Raw genomic sequence first — 17,088 nt, 5'->3', positions numbered from 1 at the left:
AGAGAACGACTACCAAGAGAAAGTCTGGATAACGTTGTCTTTTGCCATTGGGTTAGATGCAATCGCGTGATTGATGTTTCTCAGAAAATCCTCGCGTGAATCCAACAACCAACCTTTTTGTGGAACGATGTTGTTACCATGGTCGCCCCAGTAGAAGGTATCAATGTTCAAGTTTTCGAGTAGGTATTTCTCTTCCTCAAGCACTTGAAGTTGAGTTGGCATAATGAACTCGCCATTCTTTACTTCTTGTTCCATTACCGTACCTGGTTGAATCGCAAGTGCCATCGGAGCGATTTGCTCAGGATTGATTTGGTTCAAGATGTCTGTTGTCGCAATAATGTGTTCTTTTGAACGTTCGCGTCCGCCAAGGCCAAAGATGAAAGACAGCAACACTTCAATGCCAGCTTCTTTTGCCATTGCCATGCCCTCGATCGCTTGCTCTGGTGACATGCGTTTTTTAATGCGCTCAAGAACAACGCGGTCGCCAGATTCAAGGCCAGAATAGGCCATGTCTAAACCCGCATCTTTTAGCTCTTTCAATTCAGCAATGGTTTTACGGCGGAAATCGTTCAATCCACTGTAAAGAGATATCTTTTTGCATTCAGGAAAGGTTGAACGCAGTTTGTCGAAGATCTTAAGCAAGTAATCCGTACGTGCCGCCATAACGTTACCATCAATCAAAAAGATCGACTCTACCTGTGGGTAGTTCAAGCGTGCTTCTTCAATGTCTTTAAACACGTCTTCAATAGGGCGTACCTTAAAGCGTTTGTCATCAAACATGCTGCAAAACGTGCAGGTGTTGATGCTACAACCCAATGTGGTTTGGATTAAGATGCTGCGGTATTCCGGCCATGGTCGGTAAACTTTGCCCTCATAGTTCATAGTTGGATCTCCAGTTAAAAGCGGGATGATTCGATGTCATCACTCGCGAAAGATAATGGGAACGAACGCGTTTGAGTCTGGCGCTTTTCCCGATGGCTGAAGATTAACAAGAGATAGGTTTGTTGATAATTAGCCTTTATATCGAATGAGTTTTTAGATTTTATTGAAAATGAGCAATGGTGGCAGTTTTATAAGCGCAGAGACAGAAACGTGAGAAACAGAAACGCTAGAAACTGGTACACAGAAACCAATACACAGAAATCAGTACCTAAAAACAACAACACCCAGCCGAAGCTAGGTGTTTAATAGAAATCAACCGTGTGGAATTAAGCGAGTTTGGCAATCACTGCTTCAATCGCGTCTACCACTTGTTGTGATTTGGTGTCATTCAATGCATCACGATGAGGAGCGGCAAAAGCTTCAATGTCGTTATCGAAGTACGAACCATGTGCTTGAGCAAATTCATCCGATAGTGCAGCACGAATTAGAATGTCTGCGCCCAAACTGATGTCATTACCCGCGATACCGTAAGCGTCTTTCACCATTTTGCTGCCAAGGAATGATTTTGGATTGACGGAAACCACCATCGGGCCGACGTTTTTCAACTGCAATCCCATAACGCGTGACCACATGGTCAGAGCCAGTTTACTTTGAGCATAAGCTTCACCGTCTGACAATGGTTTATCGCCCATCAAGGCTTCGATGCTCACTGGTGCTTGTGCTGCAGAAGATAGGTTTACAACACGACCTGTGTTGCCAAGTAGTGGAAGTAACTCTTTTGTCAGCATGTATGGCGCGATGGTGTTAACGGCAAAGCGCACATCAAGACCTTCTTGAGTTCTTGAGTTAGGTGTCGCGAACACGCCAGCGTTGTTGATGATCACATCCAGTTTGCCAAAGCGCTCTGCCACTTCCGCAACCATCTGTTTCACGGCTTTGACTGAAGATAGGTCAGCAACGATGCTTTCCACTTTGCCAGCGTTCATCTCAATCAAGCTTTGCTCTACGTTTTGAACCTTTGCTTCGTTACGGCCATGAACAATTACGTGGTGACCATCTGCCACTAACATCTTTGCAGTTTCTAAACCAATGCCGTCTGTAGAACCAGTAATCAGGATGATTTTTTGCATAATTGAGATTCCTTTTAAATTCGATATGCAACAATCATAGTGGCATCTTTGGCGTTCGACTATTAGGAGAGTGAGGGAAACACTTTATAGAAAATATTGAAAATGAATTTGTTAGTCTTTTTGTGGGCGATACGACGAATTAACCGCTCATGAAATGCTATGGTTATTTTAAGTGTTGCTTAAGATTTGAGCAGCTTATTTAACTTGAAATGTACTCAGCCAAAGAGGTCTCTATGTTAGGTGAAAATCACTCATTAACTCATGAATTCCCAGAACATTTGGATACCATTACTCAACTTACGGCAGATGACGCCACGTTTGCTGAAAACGCTAAAAACTACAACACGCTCGACAAGGAAATACGCCAACTAGAATTGCGAGGAAGCCCAATCGACGACCACGAAATGAACACGATGAAACATAACCGTGCAGAGCTAAAAGACTGGCTTTACTCAAAAATTATGAACGCTTAATTGACCCGTTAAGTGTCTTTGATGGCGGCTCGAATGTTCGAGCCGTTTTGCTTTTGTAAAGGGGCTAGATTAATCGACAGGCAAATGGCCAGTCTTGACCCAGATTACCGTTTCTTCCTCGACGAAAGGAAAATGTTCACTCATGTGAGGGCTGCGTAGCCAAGTGTGGGTAGGGTATTCGCCCAGTTCGTCTTTAAACTCTCCAGATAGGACAAAGATCTCTTCACCTCCAAAGTGGCGGTGTGGCTGAAATTTTTCACCTTTAGGCCATTTAACCAACGCAACATGCTCGTGTTCGAAGTTGTGCAATGGCATCACTTCCAAACCACCAATACCCGGCAACCACTCGGTTTGATTGGTATTGATGCGCACCGTTTCTAGATCGTTAGGATCAAATTGATTGAGTTTTACTAAGATCACGCAACCGTCTTTGCTGAATGGGGCATGTTGGCTTCCCGGAGGATTACGGAGATAAGTCCCCGCTGGGTAATCGCCATGTTCGTCAGAAAACACCCCTTCGAGCACCAGTATCTCTTCTCCGTATGGATGAGGGTGCGTCGAGAACTGTGAGTTCGGCTCGTACTTCACCACGCTGGTGGTATGCCCAGACTCTTTCGCTTCTCGTTCCAACGGTTTGCGCCATACACCAGCGGCTGGGCTGGCTACCCAATCTTGTTCGCCAGTTTTAATCACCAAACGTTGTGAAAAGTCCATGTTTATCATTGCATATTTCCAGTGTTTGCTTTGCATTGTTTAAGTATACGTAGTTTCACACAGGTCGGTTTTCAACCCTTGGAGCGCGAGATTTTCACTTACTCACTTGTATTGGAAAGATCACAACAGAGCAGGACGTATAGGAATAAATACGACGATGGAGCAAGATTCTTCTAATTAACCTTATGATTGTTATTGATAATTTTCATAAAAACTAAATTTACAAAATGTTACAAGCTACACTTTTTTTAGTGTTTGTTATGTTATAACATCCGCGAAATATTAAATGGTGTTATAACATAACAAAATAAGGAAAAACGTAGTGAATAAGAAATTGGTCTCTTTAGCGGTTGGTAGCTTGTTTGTTTCCCCAGTTTTTGCCGATACGCTTTCGAACCCTCAGATTGGCGTGGTACTAGACGGTTACTATCAAGATGGCCAGCGTCATAACTCAGAGCGTGAAGAAGGTTTTGGCCTAGGTCATACTGAGCTGAACATGTCTGCAAACATCGATGATAAATTCCACGGCGCATTAACGGCGGTTCTAGAAAGCCACGGTGATGAAACCGAGCTAATGCTTGAAGAGGCGTTTATCGAGACACTAGCACTACCATACGGCTTAAATGTACGTGCGGGTCGTTTCCTATCTGACTTTGGTTACTTGAACAACCAACACATGCACACGGACAGCTTTGTTGAGCGTCCAATTGCTTACCGTACTTTCCTTGGCTCGCATTACTACGATGACGGTGTGCGCGCAAACATCGTTCTTCCAACAGACCTATATGTGAAGTTGGGTGTAGAAGCGTTAAGCGGCAGCAAGATGTCTTCTGTTGAAGATGGTTCTGAAGTTGGCGTTTACACGACAACACTTAAGCTTGGCAGCGACTTTTCTGAGTCTTCAAGCTGGCAGTTTGGCCTGAGCTACCTACGTAACGAAAACGGTAAGGTAACAGAGTTCGAAGACCATGATCACGGCCACGCAGATGAGCATGATCATGACCACAGCCACGCAGCTGCGGTAACGGGTGAAAACTTATACGGTGCAGACTTTGTATGGAAGTGGGCGCCAGATGGTAACTACAAGTACAGCAACTTCACGCTATCTGCGGAATACATGCTGCTAGACGGTGTGGTGGACAGCAAATACAAGAACGATGCTGAATCGCCAGACAACCTAAGCGCATACTACGTATCGGGTGTTTATCGCTTTAACCCAAGCTGGTCAGCAGGTCTACGTTACGGTGAAGCAGAAAGCTACGATGGTCACGCGCACGGCGACCACATGCACTTCACAGCACTGAATGATAAAGAAATGGATGCGATGATCGCATGGGATTCTTCTCACTTTGGTACTATCCGTGCGCAATACACTCGCATTGATAACCAAGATAGCGAGACAGACAACGTATTCACTCTGCAATACGTGATGACATTTGGAGCGCACGGTGCACATGCGTTCTAAGCTGACATTAGATAAATGCAGTTTAGCGATGATGGCGGCGGGGGCTGCCATCATCTCTTCACCTGCTTTGGCTCTTAATATCTTTGTTTGTGAGCCAGAATGGAAAGCCCTTCTCGAAAGTCACGCTCCAGACGCGACCATCTATTCCGCGACCACCGCCAAGCAAGATCCTCATTATGTACAAGCTCGCCCTTCTTTGATTGCAAAGATGCGCCAAGCCGACATGGCAATGTGTTCTGGTGCGGAGTTAGAAGTAGGATGGTTGCCTATGTTGCAAGTTCGCAGTAGCAATGGTGCGGTACAAAACGGTTCACAAAGCATGATCTATGCCACCGATTTCGTGCGCATGTTAGACACTCATGATCATGTCGACCGCAGCATGGGGGACATTCATGCGCACGGAAACCCACATGTGCAGTTTGCGGCGAATGACATGGTTGCGATTTCGCGCGCTGTGACGGAACGTTTGAAGAGCATCGATCCTGATAACGCGCAAAGCTATCAAGTGAATGGTATGAAGTTCCGTGCTCACTGGCGTAAAAAGCTTAATGAATGGAATGAGAAAGCCGCGCCATTAAAGGGTAAACAAGTGGTGGGTTATCACGAAACCTACCGTTATCTATACGATTGGCTTGGCATGGAGCAAATTGCTGACCTAGAACCGAAACCAGGCATTTCTCCTACCACTTCTCACCTTCAATCTTTAACTAAGTTGGACTCGGATTCTTTTGAAGCGATTGTCTACTCGTCGCATCAAGACCAGCGTCCAGCAAACTGGCTACAGAAACAAACCAATAAGCCGCTGATTCAGTTGCCTTTGACGGTTTCTGATGGCGAAAGTCTGGATGAAATGTATGACCAAGTTATCGATGATTTGTTGGATGTGCTCGTGCAACCTGTTCCGGTGAAGATCTAAACCATGGCAGATTATGCATGGCTATTACCAGCGGTGCTGTGTGGCTTGATTGCTCTGGTCGGTAACGTGGTGCTCGGGCAGCAAGTGTTAAAACGCCAAATTATCTTTATTGATTTGGCGGTGGCACAAGTTGCGGCCTTGGGGGCAGCGCTGAGTCACTATTGGTTGAACCAATACGATCTCTTCTCTGGTTCTTTCTTTGGTGAGATGGTTGGCCCTTGGGTGATGTCGTTATTGCTTTGTGGTCTGATCGCCCTAATGGAAAAGCGCTACCAACAGCATTTAGAGCCAATGATTGGCAGCTTGTTTGTGGTGTCGGCATCACTGGCGATATTACTGGTGAGCAAAGATCCGCACGGCGCAGACTTTATTCAAGGGATTCTCAACGGGCAGTTGCTGTGGTCAACGTGGGATGATGTTTGGCCTTTGGCATTAATCACCGCAGCGATGTTGTTATTGGTGTGGGTGAAGCCAGAGTTCATGCAGGGCAGTGGCTTCTATCTCATCTTCGCGATACTAATGCCGATCACGGTCAAGCTAACGGGCATCTATTTGGAATTTGCTTTGTTGGTGATTCCGGCTTTATGTGCGGCAGCACTGAAAGGAACAAGATTCTTCGTTGCGAGCATCAGTATTGGCATCGTAGGGATATTGTCGGGTATCGCGGCGTCAGCGCATTATGACTTGCCAAGTGGGGCAAGTATCGTGATCTCCTTGTTCATTGCAGGTATGTTGTTCAATCTTTTGCTTCAGCCTTGGCTGTCAAAAGCGCAATCCGTTTATGAAGAGACGGTATGAAAACGTTGAGGAATCTACTCGAACGTTGATCTAGTGCTTTGGCCTTAATGATAAAAAGGCTCCGCGTGAACGGAGCCTTTTGTTTAGCACTGCTTTTTCTTATTAGTAACCTTGCTAGTTATTAACTGATTACTTAGTTACTTATCTCCTACTATATTAGCAAGATTTGAACAGAGGTAGAGTCTGAGGTTGGATTGAATCTGTCAAAGTGTTATCCAGCGCAGGGAATAATTGATTAATTCCCGTTTCAGACAGTCCTAACCACGCCATTAAGCTCGCATGAAGCTGATCAGAAGAGATAGTTGGAATCACACGGCCACGCGAAAGCAAGTACGGGCTCGTCTCAGATAAGTCTGGATATTCACCCACAATCGCTTTTCCGGCTACACCGCCGCCCATGACTAATGCATGGCTTGCCCAGCCGTGGTCAGTCCCATCTGTACCGTTTGGAATCAGAGTTCGACCAAATTCAGAATGCGTGAACGTGGTCACTTGCTCAAACAAGCCGTTGTTCTCTAGTGCCAATTGGAAAGCGGCCATGGCTTCTGCCAGTTCTTGCAGCAAACCGGTTTGGCGGCTGATTTGAGCTGAGTGAGTATCGAACCCGCCCAACTTACAACTAAAGTACTGCGCAGGATGTTGGAACTGATCTTTGTGCAGCAACAGTTTAAAGACCGCTTTCAATTGCTTACCGATTCGAGTTTCTGGGAATACGTCTGGGATCTCGGCATTTAGAATCGCACTGAACTGCTCATACATTCTGGTTGAGTCCACAGCAACGCCCGCATAATGAGACTGGAAGACATTGCCGTAACTGCCCGTACTCTGCAGTTGATCGAACAGATCGCGTGAGCGTTGATCGTTGAAAATATCACTTGGTGGCTGAGAACCGACCGAGTTGGATTGGGCTTCAATACAGTTCGTCCATACTTGTGTGCCGCCAATATCAAACATCGGTGACAACTCGTTCAAGCTGCGCAGCATAGAGCCAAGCTCTGTGGATGTCTTCGCGCCAAAGCCTTCTTTCGATAGTGATTTGGTGGCATGAGACTGCACCATAGTAGACTGATGCGAGTGACTGAACAGGTGCGCCGGACGAGTGCTTTCATCGTAAATCACATTGTTGACGCGCTGAGTCAACGGGCCGAGGTTCACCACAGGCACAAGGTTGGCACTGTCCCAATAGGGTTTGAGTGCTGCCATCGCTGGGTTAAGTGCCAATTTGGCCTCGTCGTTCACTGCGTCTAAGTAGATACAGGTTGTCTCATCCAAAGCCAAGTTGCCACGTAGCGCGCGGTATTGGCTGTTGGCGTTAGCGGCGGTTGGGATAAGCATGTTGTAGCCATCGTTACCGCCCGCAAGGTCGATACCAACCACAGCGCGATAGCCATTCTTGCATTGGTTAAACGAATCCGCGAAGGCTGGGAATGCAGCAAGGTTAAGCGCAGAAATCCCCACACCAGCCGAACCTGCTTGTAAAAATCGACGTCGAGTTAAGTTCATGGTGATTACCTCTGTGTGATGAATTCTGGTGAAAGCAGTGCGTTCATAACGAGATTCTTGATCTCTTTACGCCATTTAGATTGGCGACTTGGGCACTGAGCAAGGTAATCGAGATAGCATTGACGTGCTTGTTCACTCATTTGGTAAGCAAACAAATGCTCGTTGAGGTAATCCACAACGCCTTCGTCATCAAAAGCAAGGTAACGGGTGAATAGCGCTTCATCCATGTACCAATCTTTGGCTTCTTCTTCAAATCGAGCAATTAACTCGCGGAATTGAATGCCGTATTGATAGATGTCATGCCACTGGTAAACATTGAACTCGGGTGCAACCAGACCATTAAAATCAGGGTGGTTAGGCGCATCATCCGGTTGGTAGTAATAGAACACAGAAGGGGCAGAGAGAGGCAGCGTTCTGTTGTACCAGTTGAACTGCTTTGGCCACATCATCACACCGTCACGTCGCTTCACTTGTAGCGCGCGCATCGCATGCGTAAATACAGACAGTGGGTCACGCAGTTTTCCTACAGTGTTGCCAGAACGCAGAGCGTCTTTGTCGGTTAAAATCGCGATCACTAGCGTTTGCATATCGCCATCGGAGCGCTTGAATGCACGGCGCACACGGCGAATGTAGCCTGCTCTAGGGTTACTGGTCACAAGCTTATTGATGAAGAATTTGGTCACAAAGGTGTAGAGCGTGTTTTGGTTCATCAAGAGTTCAATCACGGCTTCCAGTTCATCTACTGCGCTTACGCCGGCAGGGAACTTCTTACCAAGAATGCGTTTTTCACCCATGTCGTGCTCACCACGCGGTTCCATCGGCTGGCTGTATTTGTCGTTACCGCGAATGTCGATGAATTTCCAACCGGTAAACACACGAGCCAGTTCTTCAATGTCTTCTTGAGTGTACGATGCAACTTCGTTACCTTCGGCATCCAAACGTACTTCACCGTTATTACGCAGTTTGACTGGGCCAAGCGTGAACAGCTGCAACAGCTCTCGTGCGTAGTTTTCATCTGGGGCAGTGAGCTCATTAGAAACGTTGTTTACGAAGGTCAGATATTCACCCATGATTGGGGATGTCGACACAAAACGAATCACATCTCGAAAGTTAGCAAAAGCGTTATCGAGCAACCCATCAAAGTATTGGCACATGTAGCGACGCTTAGAGGCGGCACTGAACGCCGGATCTTTCACGCTCACCACAAAGAGTTGGGAGAGGGTATATGCGATGCGTTGGCGCAGAATGTCTTGCCCTTCTACTGTCATGCGAGTCCAACTGCTGGCGTAATACAAGCCTTGCCCTAAGTCGGGTACGTTAAGCTCATCTTGTTCAAAGTGCGTCAGCCAAGAAGAAGAGGGAATAAGTGTTTGTTGAGCGACCCAGTTTTCTATGCTTCCTGATTGAACAAGGTCATTAATGTCACGCTGGGAACCCCCAAACGTGCATTGTTGCAGCGTTCTTGCTGCGTCTATGTAAGCCTGATTCATTTTATCTCCCGTAGGTATTCTTATCTTTGTCAGGTAAGGCGTCTCTTTTCACGTCCATATTTAAAAACACGCTGTATCTTTAAAATCGTAATCCAGATTTTTGATATCAAGAATGTAATACCCACAGGTTTAATGTGACTTTGCTGCCTAATCTAAAAATTATTCGTCTGAGCTTTAAATGAAAGACAAGTTATTCAACAAAAAGCGCATTTGTTGCACAGGTTGATCGGCAGAACGGTGACGGAAACGAACTATTTGGCAAACCATCATCAAGTTGTCTTGATTAGTTCACATCCGACTCCCAGACTGTTTCTATAGTTTTTATAAGATATGAAAGACCCTGCGTATGAGAAGCGCAGCTGTAACGCGGCTAGGCATAAAAACAAAAACGCTAGGGATAAAAGCGAATTTGTAATCTCAACATTTAAGGAAGACCAAGATGAAACCGGAAAAAGTAGCAGTAGTCACTGGTGCGGCTCGTGGTATTGGCCAAGCGATTTGTGAGCAATTACTGGAGGATGGATTCCACGTTGTCGGGCTAGATATATCGCCTGTGGAATGGAGCCAGTCGGCGCAGCTAAGCAGTTATCAAGTGAATTTGTGTGATGCAGCAGCCGTCAGCGAAGTGGTAGAAAGTATTGTAGAGCATCACGGAAGAATCGATGCGTTGGTTAACAACGCGGGCATCACTCGCGATGCACTGTTGCCAGACATGTTAGAGCAAGATTGGGATAGCGTTATCGACGTGAACCTAAAAGCGGTGTTCTTACTCACCCAGCGCGTTGCTCCTGTCATGCTAGAACAAGGTGCAGGCAGCATTGTCAGCATTTCTTCTATCGTGGGGACGGACGGCAATATCGGCCAGAGCAACTACGGTGCGAGTAAAGGCGGCGTTATTTCTATGAGCAAAGGCTGGGCGAAAGAGCTATCAAGAAAGGGCGCGCAAATCCGCGTCAATTGCGTTGCGCCAGGCTTTATCGCCACCGGCATGACCAAGAACCTACCAGAGAAAGTGATTCAAATGATGGAAGGCAAAACCCCTTTAGGCCGAATGGGCTCAGTACAAGACATCGCCAATGGCGTCTCTTTCCTCACCTCTGACAAGAGCGCCTACATCACAGGACAAGTGCTCAAGATTGACGGTGGCTTAGTGCTTTAACCCAAGAACTAAAACTTCAAATAACAAACGCCTTTCATCTGAGTGAAGGGCGTTTTTGTTTGGCACACTTTTGCCCCTTTCCTTGTTTCGACCGATTCAACACACACTTCACCAAAGCCATATCTGACTTACTTTTTCTCATCTAACTATGTGACCAAATTTACTAATCCACAGCAATAGGTATGAAGGCTTAGGACCGACCAGCGTTCGAAAATTATGTAAAAAGCGAACTGCTGACGTGGTGTCAAAAATGGAAACGAACCGGTGCTTGTGGAGATATATCGCACGTGCACTTCATTATCTCTTAAAGAATAGAAACGCCTTGTTCAATAGTACGCAAATAGCCACTTGACTATTAGAAGTGCATCAGTAATAGCTGATATTCCTATATAGCCAAATAAAGTTGGGTATAGTGAGGATAATCGTTCTGGAAATTTGCACCTGGCGCAAAATGGTAAATGTAGTACCAACCTGTATGCTAGATTCCAGTAAACATGGTGGAATATTGGAGTTTTTATGGGCTCGGTTGGTAGACGTGATCCAAGTGAATACGTTGATGTGGTTTGTGAGGTGTTCTATGACTATTCAAGACGTAAAAACGGCGTTAGACCTATAGCTGGTGAGGTTTTCCCTCAAACGATGAAAGTAGAGTGTGCAAAAGAGATTCGAAAACTCGCTTTGGGCACTCATGTACGACTTTCATGTGTAGAAACCAAAAAAGAAGGCAGTCGACCATTCTTATATAGTAGCTACAAGTGGAGTTACGAAGTAGTCAGTTAAGCGAGGTTAAATATGGCAAAGAAAAAACGCTCATTTCCTAAGAAAACTCGAAAAAAGTTCGCTGGAAAAAACGAGAACAGTATTAATAAAGGCTCTGCTTACGGCGAATTAAAGGCGGGTAAACTATTGCTTCACACCGCCGGTGATTATAACCGTAACCCAATCGAGGTTAGAAAGGCTCGAAATGCAGCAAAGAAGCGAGCCGAAGACTTTGGCGGCCTATTTGATTAACTTTCTTACTAATAAAGGAAAATGTATTAATGTCTTATTCAGAATTTTTAGAACGTTGCTATGAAGATGATAATAATCGTTCAGAGGAACTATTGTTTCAATTTGCAGCGGTAAAACTTATTGAAGAAGTCAAAGGTACTGAGCACCGCTATTGTTACTACAAAAATGCCACTGAATCTTTAATGTTTTGTGCTTCGACAGCCTATGAAATCAATGATTTAATAGCAGATGAACATGAAAGGCAGGGGCTAATTAAACTCATTGAACAGTCATTTAAAGAGACAAGCGACCTAACGAAATCAGCATTGGCGTTGATTGAAAAGGAATTTAGTAGCTGTTTTCTAGCAGAGCTTGAATACGCTGATGATATTCTAAAAGAAGAGTTAACCGAATATTTTGAAAAGATTGCAAGAGCGCATAGACAGCAGGAAGTCTTTAGGAGTGTAGGGCAGGTATCAGCTGCTAGATAGTTTAGGTTTCAATAAGCGTTAATGATAATAGAGTGCATTCGATGAGAAGACATGGTGTAAGTAAGAAAGTACTTAAGGCTATTTCACAAGCGGAAAAGCTGGGTCGATCAAAACTTCCTAACCCCAATTCAATGTCAGCATGTAAAATTCAACTGCATGTCCGTAAAGGGGTCACAGCAAAGGGGAACGTCAGCTGTACTGTATGTGGACAGTCATATGGCATCATGACGAGATATAGAGAATCTAACGTTGGGCCTGTGATCTTATGTACAACATGCAAAGTAAAGGTATTTGAAGTTAACTTTGGTCATGCTGATGCGATGCCCCTAAAAGTCGACCATGCACACGCGTGGAGGGATTAATCGTTTTAGCAGAGTTTGTGATTACCTGAGCCAAGAGCAGATGGCCCTTTAATGCCAAACTAGCTGACCACTATTTTCAACAATAATCTGCGCTCTATTATTAAAGTCGCTAAACGTTTCTGTCCAAAAACGAGCTTCACAAAGCTAGAAGGATTTGAATAATAACGCCTTTCATATCTCCATGAAGGGCGTTTTTCCTTTGTTCAAATTACCTAGGTAGATTACCTTTCACGCACGTAAGTGGTTTGAACTAAGGTATCCAAAACAACTTCACTCTTGGTGACTTTGAAGTTCAGCGGTTGTTCCAAATCCCCAAATAGAGGTGCGCCGCCGCCAAGTAGGATAGGGAAGCGCGTGATCACCATTTCATCGATAAGATCTTCTTTCAAGAAGTTCTGAATCGTCACTCCGCCGTCGATGTAAAGATCGTCAAAGCCTTTTGCGTTTAGATCCGCAAGTACATCTTTTAGCTCGCCTTTTACTAGAAAGACTTTGTCTTCGTAGCCTTGTGGCACTTCCGTCATGGTGTTGCTGAGTACGAACACAGGTTTGCTGTATGGCCAATCGCAATCAAAGCTCAGTACGACATCTAGTGTGTTGCGTCCCATCACCAAGCCATCAATACGCTCCATCAGTGAGAAGAAGCCAGTATCAATGTTGTCTGGATTTGGTACTGAGTGTAGCCAGTCGAGTTTGCCCTGCTTATCTGCGATGTAACCGTCCAGACTGGTTGCAATAAATACGATATTTGCCATGAGTACCTCATCAGAATGGTGATGCTTGAGCCAAGCTAAAGTATGGTTTAAAATTAATTCTACAATGTAGAATAAATCTGAGTTTATCGGGAAGATCAAATGTCTGTCAACGAAAAGAAACGCGGGAGACCAGCCGCTAAGCAGTCGCAGTTAAGCGCAGAAAGCATCCTAGATTCGGCTAAGTCATTGATGAAAAAGGATGGCAAGGTACCAAGCATTCGCTCGTTAGCGACGCAATTAAATGTGGATCCTATGGCGATCTATTACTACTTCAAAAACAAGAATGCCTTGCTTGAAGCACTAACCACATCGCTGGTAGAGGAAATTTATCAACCTCAAGTGAATGAAGATTGGCAAGGCGAACTCAAAAACTTGTGTGTTAGCTACATTGAACTGCTGCGTGAGTACAACGGGTTATTGCAAACCATGCTGAGCATGACATCTCATGGCCCTGCTCAAGTGTTTACTGAGCGCTATCAAATCATTGTTCAACCTTTGGCATTGTCTCCGCAAGTGGAGAAAGACAGTTTGGATCTATTGGCAGATTACCTACACGGGTTCGCGTTCTCGATCAGTTGTTGCCACGATGCGAGCTTGATTAAGACGGAGATGATGGATGGACCGTTGAATCTGATCTGTTCTTCGTTACTAGCATCTCGAACCTAGTTCACATTAACGTGTACTTTTTACTTATAGCGTGAAAGAAATTCCCATAACCAAAGGTTCTAACTAAAAGAGATTGAAGGACTTTTATTTGGCGAATTCGACCTAATATCTTGAGTATGCCCAATCGCAGTTGGCGAAGTGGTGATTTTAATAATGCTTGCTGGCGCGCAAAAGCCGTCAGTTTGAAGATGCATTCAAACACAATAAGGGATAACAATGACTAACGAATACATTCCACCAAAAGTTTGGACAAACGATAATGAAAACGGCGGTCAGTGGGCGAGCATCAACCGTCCGGATTCTGGCGCACGTCATGAGCAAGAGCTTCCAATTGGTGAGCACCCATTCCAACTTTACTCAATGGGTACACCAAATGGTCAAAAAGTGACGATCATGTTTGAAGAGCTTTTGGCGGCAGGCGTAACAGCAGCAGAGTACGATGCGTACCTAATTAAGATTGGCGATGGCGACCAGTTTGGCTCTGGCTTTGTATCAGTTAACCCGAACTCGAAGATTCCTGCGTTGGTAGACCGTTCAGGTGCCGAGCCAGTGAATGTGTTCGAATCTGGTAACATCTTGTTTTACCTAGCGGAGAAGTTTGGTCACTTCCTACCAAAAGAAGGCGCGAAGCGTGCCGAGGTAATGAACTGGTTGTTCTGGCTTCAAGGTTCTGCGCCATACCTAGGTGGTGGCTTTGGTCACTTCTACGCGTACGCACCAGAGAAGTTCGAATACCCAATCAACCGCTTCACCATGGAAACAAAACGTCAGCTAGACGTACTCGACAAGCGTCTTGCGAGCAATGAATTCCTAGGTGGCGATGAGTACAGCATTGCTGATATCGCAACTTGGCCTTGGTACGGCAACCTTGTATTGGGTCGTGCTTACGATGCGGCTGAATTCTTAGACGTAGCAAGCTACAAAAACGTTGTGCGTTGGGCGAAAGCGATTGATGAGCGTGAAGCGGTAAAACGTGGTCGCATTGTTAACCGCGCATGGGGTGAAGAGTGGGAGCAAGTGGCAGAGCGTCACAGCGCAGCAGATATTGATGCGGCTCTGGCGAAGAAGCCTGAATAATTGCCCTTTCTGAATCAGTAAAAAGGAATGCTTCGGCATTCCTTTTTTGTTGTATTAAAGCTCAGCTTTCTCAAGTAAGAAGTCGATGAGTACGCGTACGCGCTTCGCCTTTTGAGTGTTCTTGTGAAAGTAGACATACAAACCCGAGTAGGGCTGCCAGTATTCTTCAAGCACAGGCACTATTTCACCTTTCTTAAAGCCTTCTTCGACCATTGGCGTCACGATACGCCCAATCCCCAAACCGTTGTGCGCCGCGTCTATCATCACATCGGTATCATTCACAATGAGAGCAGTTGGCATATTGACGGTAAGGGTCTCGCCTTGGTTGTTTAGATTCAGCGGAGCTACTTGGTTAGACGAGATAAACCGGTACTGAATCAGCTTGTGTTGCTTCAAATCATCGGGTGTTTTGGGTAAACCATATTGCTCAACATAGCCCGGTGAGGCGAATAATGCTTCTTTCACTGGGAGTGTTAGCTGACGTGCAATCATGCCTTCTTCTACTCGGTCACCAAAGCGGATACCCATATCAAAGCCATCACGAATGATGTCGATGGCTTTGTCAGAAACAGAAATCTCCAATTGAATGCTTGGGTAACGTTGGCAGAACTCAATATAGATGGGTTTGAGTAGCGATTGATACACGAATCGAGGCACGGTAATACGGACTTTACCCGAAGGAACTCGGCTCAAGTCACTGACGCTTTCGACGGCAAGGTTTAACTCTGACATCGACGCTAACGTGCGTTCATAGAGCAACTGTCCCGCTTCTGTTAACTCAATGCGACGAGTGGTACGCGTAAACAGGGGCAAGCCGAGTTGCTCTTCTAACATCTTTAACGCCTGACTCACCGAGGGTGGGGCTATCTCTAACTTACGTGCTGCGGCGGTGATGCTGCCTTCTTGCGCAATGGGATGGAACATCATTAGTTGGTTGTAGGTCGTGCCGTTCATGCCTTTTCCCGAAAGATGTATTTATCTTTAGTTTCTACCTAATAATGATTTAAGTAAAGAGCGTCTAAAACTAAAGGTCACTTCGACGTATTCTCTACTCATCGGTTAACGCTTCGAAACAGAGGAATCACGATGAGCAAAGTACTGGTAATTTCAGGTCACCCAAACCTAGATGAGTCATACACAAACACCGTTATCATAGACGAGCTAAAAGCGGGACTGAATGATGTTGAAGTTCGCCGCCTAGATACTCTGTACCCGAACTATCAAATTGATGTTGAAGCAGAGCAAGCGGCGCTCGTGAGTGCGGATGTGGTTGTGCTTCAATTTCCATTCTACTGGTACTCGTCACCAGCCTTGTTGAAAAAGTGGGTCGATGATGTATTCAATTTCAACTTCGCTTACGGCCCAGAAGGCGACAAGTTAAAAGGCAAAGATTTCATTCTTTCCTTTACGATTGGTGGCCCAGAAGAATCTTACGATCCACTTGGCTACAACCACTTTACTATCGAGCAGTTTGTTTACCCATTCCAACAAACTGCTTACTTGGCTGGCATGAACTACCGCAAGCCAATTTACACGCACCGCATGGTTTACATTCCAAATGTGTACAACAAATTGGAAGAGGTGCAAGCACGAGCAAAAGATCATGCGAGCCGTTTGTTGGCGCAGATTGAAGAGATCACGGCTTCACCAGAAAGTCGTATGGAGAAGTTTGTAGCCGAATGGTTTGCCAAGTTCGATGTGCTGGAAGAAGACACAGAGTTCTTTACCGACAAGCTAGCACAAGACGTGAAGTGGTCGATGCCAGAAGGTGAATTCTTAGGGCATGACGGCTTCCGTGATTGGTACGCGATTGCTCGTGCGACCTTCAAACCAAACTGTGATCACGACGTTCAGCAGATCGAAGTGAAACCAAATGGTGATCGTTTCCAAGTCGAACTGCGTATTCGATTAACAGCAGACAGTTATGAAGATTCGATGATGAAAGGTGAAGTCGTTAACCTAACCGTTAACGAGACGTGGCAAGTTTCGATTGAGGAAGCAGGCTCCATCACCATTCATGAATACAACGTTGTTCCAGTGGTGAGTTAGCTACCCTTGACCAATAACTCATTGCTTTACTTGCCCCAGGCCTTTGTGCTTGGGGCTTTTTTATGTGTAAGAACTTAACTTACTGACTCAACAATACAGGCAATGACGCGGATAAAAAAACGAGCGCCAAATGGACGCTCGTTTCTCATCTTGATGCTCTACAGCTTT

General features: G+C 45.5%; 17 protein-coding genes. 10 read left to right on the top strand and 7 right to left on the bottom strand.

The window, feature by feature from the left end:
• Positions 1–9 precede the first annotated feature (9 nt).
• On the bottom strand, positions 10–882 hold the full coding sequence (locus ATB78_RS00855; protein ID WP_061007539.1) for a radical SAM protein: 873 nt from the start codon (positions 880–882) through the stop codon (positions 10–12).
• 326 nt (positions 883–1,208) lie between these two features.
• Entirely contained in the window at positions 1,209–2,012 is an 804-nt protein-coding gene (locus ATB78_RS00850; protein ID WP_038895599.1) for an SDR family NAD(P)-dependent oxidoreductase, read from the bottom strand.
• Between the two features lie 233 nt (positions 2,013–2,245).
• On the opposite strand from ATB78_RS00850, the gene ATB78_RS00845 reads away from it, so the two are divergent.
• Positions 2,246–2,485 carry a YdcH family protein gene (locus ATB78_RS00845; RefSeq protein ID WP_020194687.1) on the top strand — a complete coding sequence of 80 codons (240 nt, stop codon included), beginning with the start codon at positions 2,246–2,248 and terminating at the stop codon, positions 2,483–2,485.
• 69 nt (positions 2,486–2,554) lie between these two features.
• Here ATB78_RS00845 and ATB78_RS00840 read toward each other — a convergent pair whose 3' ends face one another.
• The gene (locus ATB78_RS00840; protein WP_005439149.1) at positions 2,555–3,208 is read right to left on the bottom strand and encodes a cupin domain-containing protein; all 654 of its coding nucleotides are present in this window, start codon (positions 3,206–3,208) and stop codon (positions 2,555–2,557) included.
• 313 nt (positions 3,209–3,521) lie between these two features.
• On the opposite strand from ATB78_RS00840, the gene ATB78_RS00835 reads away from it, so the two are divergent.
• The 3 genes from ATB78_RS00835 to ATB78_RS00825 are packed head-to-tail and all read left to right on the top strand — an operon-like array spanning position 3,522 to position 6,378.
• Positions 3,522–4,664, top strand: a complete 1,143-nt coding sequence (locus tag ATB78_RS00835; protein ID WP_005439147.1) for a membrane protein — start codon at positions 3,522–3,524, stop codon at positions 4,662–4,664.
• On the top strand, positions 4,654–5,580 hold the full coding sequence (locus ATB78_RS00830) for a zinc ABC transporter substrate-binding protein (protein ID WP_061007538.1): 927 nt from the start codon (positions 4,654–4,656) through the stop codon (positions 5,578–5,580). The genes ATB78_RS00835 and ATB78_RS00830 overlap by 11 nt, the downstream gene beginning before the upstream one ends.
• A gap of 3 nt (positions 5,581–5,583) precedes the next feature.
• Positions 5,584–6,378: a metal ABC transporter permease gene (locus ATB78_RS00825; RefSeq protein WP_061007537.1), complete on the top strand. Its 795-nt coding sequence runs from the start codon at positions 5,584–5,586 to the stop codon at positions 6,376–6,378.
• 156 nt (positions 6,379–6,534) lie between these two features.
• On the opposite strand, the gene ATB78_RS00820 is transcribed toward ATB78_RS00825, so the two are convergent.
• Both ATB78_RS00820 and ATB78_RS00815 read right to left on the bottom strand, forming a co-directional pair.
• The gene (locus tag ATB78_RS00820; protein WP_005439141.1) at positions 6,535–7,881 is read right to left on the bottom strand and encodes a DUF1501 domain-containing protein; all 1,347 of its coding nucleotides are present in this window, start codon (positions 7,879–7,881) and stop codon (positions 6,535–6,537) included.
• 5 nt (positions 7,882–7,886) lie between these two features.
• Positions 7,887–9,371: a DUF1800 family protein gene (locus ATB78_RS00815; RefSeq protein WP_061007536.1), complete on the bottom strand. Its 1,485-nt coding sequence runs from the start codon at positions 9,369–9,371 to the stop codon at positions 7,887–7,889.
• A gap of 439 nt (positions 9,372–9,810) precedes the next feature.
• On the opposite strand from ATB78_RS00815, the gene ATB78_RS00810 reads away from it, so the two are divergent.
• The 3 genes from ATB78_RS00810 (at position 9,811) to ATB78_RS00795 (ending at position 12,011) form a co-directional block, all read left to right on the top strand.
• Positions 9,811–10,530, top strand: a complete 720-nt coding sequence (locus ATB78_RS00810) for a beta-ketoacyl-ACP reductase (protein WP_061007535.1) — start codon at positions 9,811–9,813, stop codon at positions 10,528–10,530.
• Positions 10,531–11,322: 792 nt separating this feature from the next.
• Positions 11,323–11,541 (top strand): hypothetical protein, encoded by a 219-nt coding sequence (locus ATB78_RS00800; protein ID WP_061007533.1) that lies wholly within the window; start codon positions 11,323–11,325, stop codon positions 11,539–11,541.
• Between the two features lie 29 nt (positions 11,542–11,570).
• Entirely contained in the window at positions 11,571–12,011 is a 441-nt protein-coding gene (locus ATB78_RS00795) for a hypothetical protein (protein WP_061007532.1), read from the top strand.
• Positions 12,012–12,594: 583 nt separating this feature from the next.
• Here ATB78_RS00795 and ATB78_RS00785 read toward each other — a convergent pair.
• On the bottom strand, positions 12,595–13,128 hold the full coding sequence (locus ATB78_RS00785) for a dihydrofolate reductase family protein (protein WP_061007530.1): 534 nt from the start codon (positions 13,126–13,128) through the stop codon (positions 12,595–12,597).
• 99 nt (positions 13,129–13,227) lie between these two features.
• Here ATB78_RS00785 and ATB78_RS00780 point away from each other — a divergent pair, with 99 nt between their 5' ends.
• Both ATB78_RS00780 and yghU read left to right on the top strand, forming a co-directional pair.
• On the top strand, positions 13,228–13,794 hold the full coding sequence (locus ATB78_RS00780; protein WP_061007529.1) for a TetR family transcriptional regulator: 567 nt from the start codon (positions 13,228–13,230) through the stop codon (positions 13,792–13,794).
• 216 nt (positions 13,795–14,010) lie between these two features.
• Entirely contained in the window at positions 14,011–14,871 is an 861-nt protein-coding gene (yghU, locus tag ATB78_RS00775; RefSeq protein ID WP_061007528.1) for a glutathione-dependent disulfide-bond oxidoreductase, read from the top strand.
• A gap of 54 nt (positions 14,872–14,925) precedes the next feature.
• On the opposite strand, the gene ATB78_RS00770 is transcribed toward yghU, so the two are convergent.
• Positions 14,926–15,825, bottom strand: a complete 900-nt coding sequence (locus tag ATB78_RS00770) for a LysR family transcriptional regulator (RefSeq protein ID WP_061007527.1) — start codon at positions 15,823–15,825, stop codon at positions 14,926–14,928.
• A 132-nt stretch (positions 15,826–15,957) separates the two neighbouring features.
• On the opposite strand from ATB78_RS00770, the gene ATB78_RS00765 reads away from it, so the two are divergent.
• Entirely contained in the window at positions 15,958–16,920 is a 963-nt protein-coding gene (locus ATB78_RS00765) for an NAD(P)H-dependent oxidoreductase (protein ID WP_061007526.1), read from the top strand.
• The last annotated feature ends 168 nt before the right edge of the window (positions 16,921–17,088 follow it).

Origin of the sequence: Vibrio sp. CUB2, assembly GCF_001557945.1 — a bacterium.
Classification (GTDB): Bacteria; Pseudomonadota; Gammaproteobacteria; order Enterobacterales; family Vibrionaceae; genus Vibrio; species Vibrio owensii.
The sequence above is the reverse complement of the archived record's forward strand: the minus strand, read 5'-3'. Positions and strand labels throughout refer to the sequence as shown.

What these genes read in the sequence shown, in the direction of transcription:
- ATB78_RS00855 (WP_061007539.1), bottom strand. Translation starts at nt 882, where the DNA reads ATGAACTATGAGGGCAAAGTTTACCGACCATGGCCGGAATACCGCAGC.
- ATB78_RS00850 (WP_038895599.1), bottom strand. Translation starts at nt 2,012, where the DNA reads ATGCAAAAAATCATCCTGATTACTGGTTCTACAGACGGCATTGGTTTA.
- ATB78_RS00845 (WP_020194687.1), top strand. Translation starts at nt 2,246, where the DNA reads ATGTTAGGTGAAAATCACTCATTAACTCATGAATTCCCAGAACATTTG.
- ATB78_RS00840 (WP_005439149.1), bottom strand. Translation starts at nt 3,208, where the DNA reads ATGATAAACATGGACTTTTCACAACGTTTGGTGATTAAAACTGGCGAA.
- ATB78_RS00830 (WP_061007538.1), top strand. Translation starts at nt 4,654, where the DNA reads ATGCGTTCTAAGCTGACATTAGATAAATGCAGTTTAGCGATGATGGCG.
- ATB78_RS00825 (WP_061007537.1), top strand. Translation starts at nt 5,584, where the DNA reads ATGGCAGATTATGCATGGCTATTACCAGCGGTGCTGTGTGGCTTGATT.
- ATB78_RS00820 (WP_005439141.1), bottom strand. Translation starts at nt 7,881, where the DNA reads ATGAACTTAACTCGACGTCGATTTTTACAAGCAGGTTCGGCTGGTGTG.
- ATB78_RS00815 (WP_061007536.1), bottom strand. Translation starts at nt 9,371, where the DNA reads ATGAATCAGGCTTACATAGACGCAGCAAGAACGCTGCAACAATGCACG.
- ATB78_RS00810 (WP_061007535.1), top strand. Translation starts at nt 9,811, where the DNA reads ATGAAACCGGAAAAAGTAGCAGTAGTCACTGGTGCGGCTCGTGGTATT.
- ATB78_RS00800 (WP_061007533.1), top strand. Translation starts at nt 11,323, where the DNA reads ATGGCAAAGAAAAAACGCTCATTTCCTAAGAAAACTCGAAAAAAGTTC.
- ATB78_RS00795 (WP_061007532.1), top strand. Translation starts at nt 11,571, where the DNA reads ATGTCTTATTCAGAATTTTTAGAACGTTGCTATGAAGATGATAATAAT.
- ATB78_RS00785 (WP_061007530.1), bottom strand. Translation starts at nt 13,128, where the DNA reads ATGGCAAATATCGTATTTATTGCAACCAGTCTGGACGGTTACATCGCA.
- ATB78_RS00780 (WP_061007529.1), top strand. Translation starts at nt 13,228, where the DNA reads ATGTCTGTCAACGAAAAGAAACGCGGGAGACCAGCCGCTAAGCAGTCG.
- yghU (WP_061007528.1), top strand. Translation starts at nt 14,011, where the DNA reads ATGACTAACGAATACATTCCACCAAAAGTTTGGACAAACGATAATGAA.
- ATB78_RS00770 (WP_061007527.1), bottom strand. Translation starts at nt 15,825, where the DNA reads ATGAACGGCACGACCTACAACCAACTAATGATGTTCCATCCCATTGCG.
- ATB78_RS00765 (WP_061007526.1), top strand. Translation starts at nt 15,958, where the DNA reads ATGAGCAAAGTACTGGTAATTTCAGGTCACCCAAACCTAGATGAGTCA.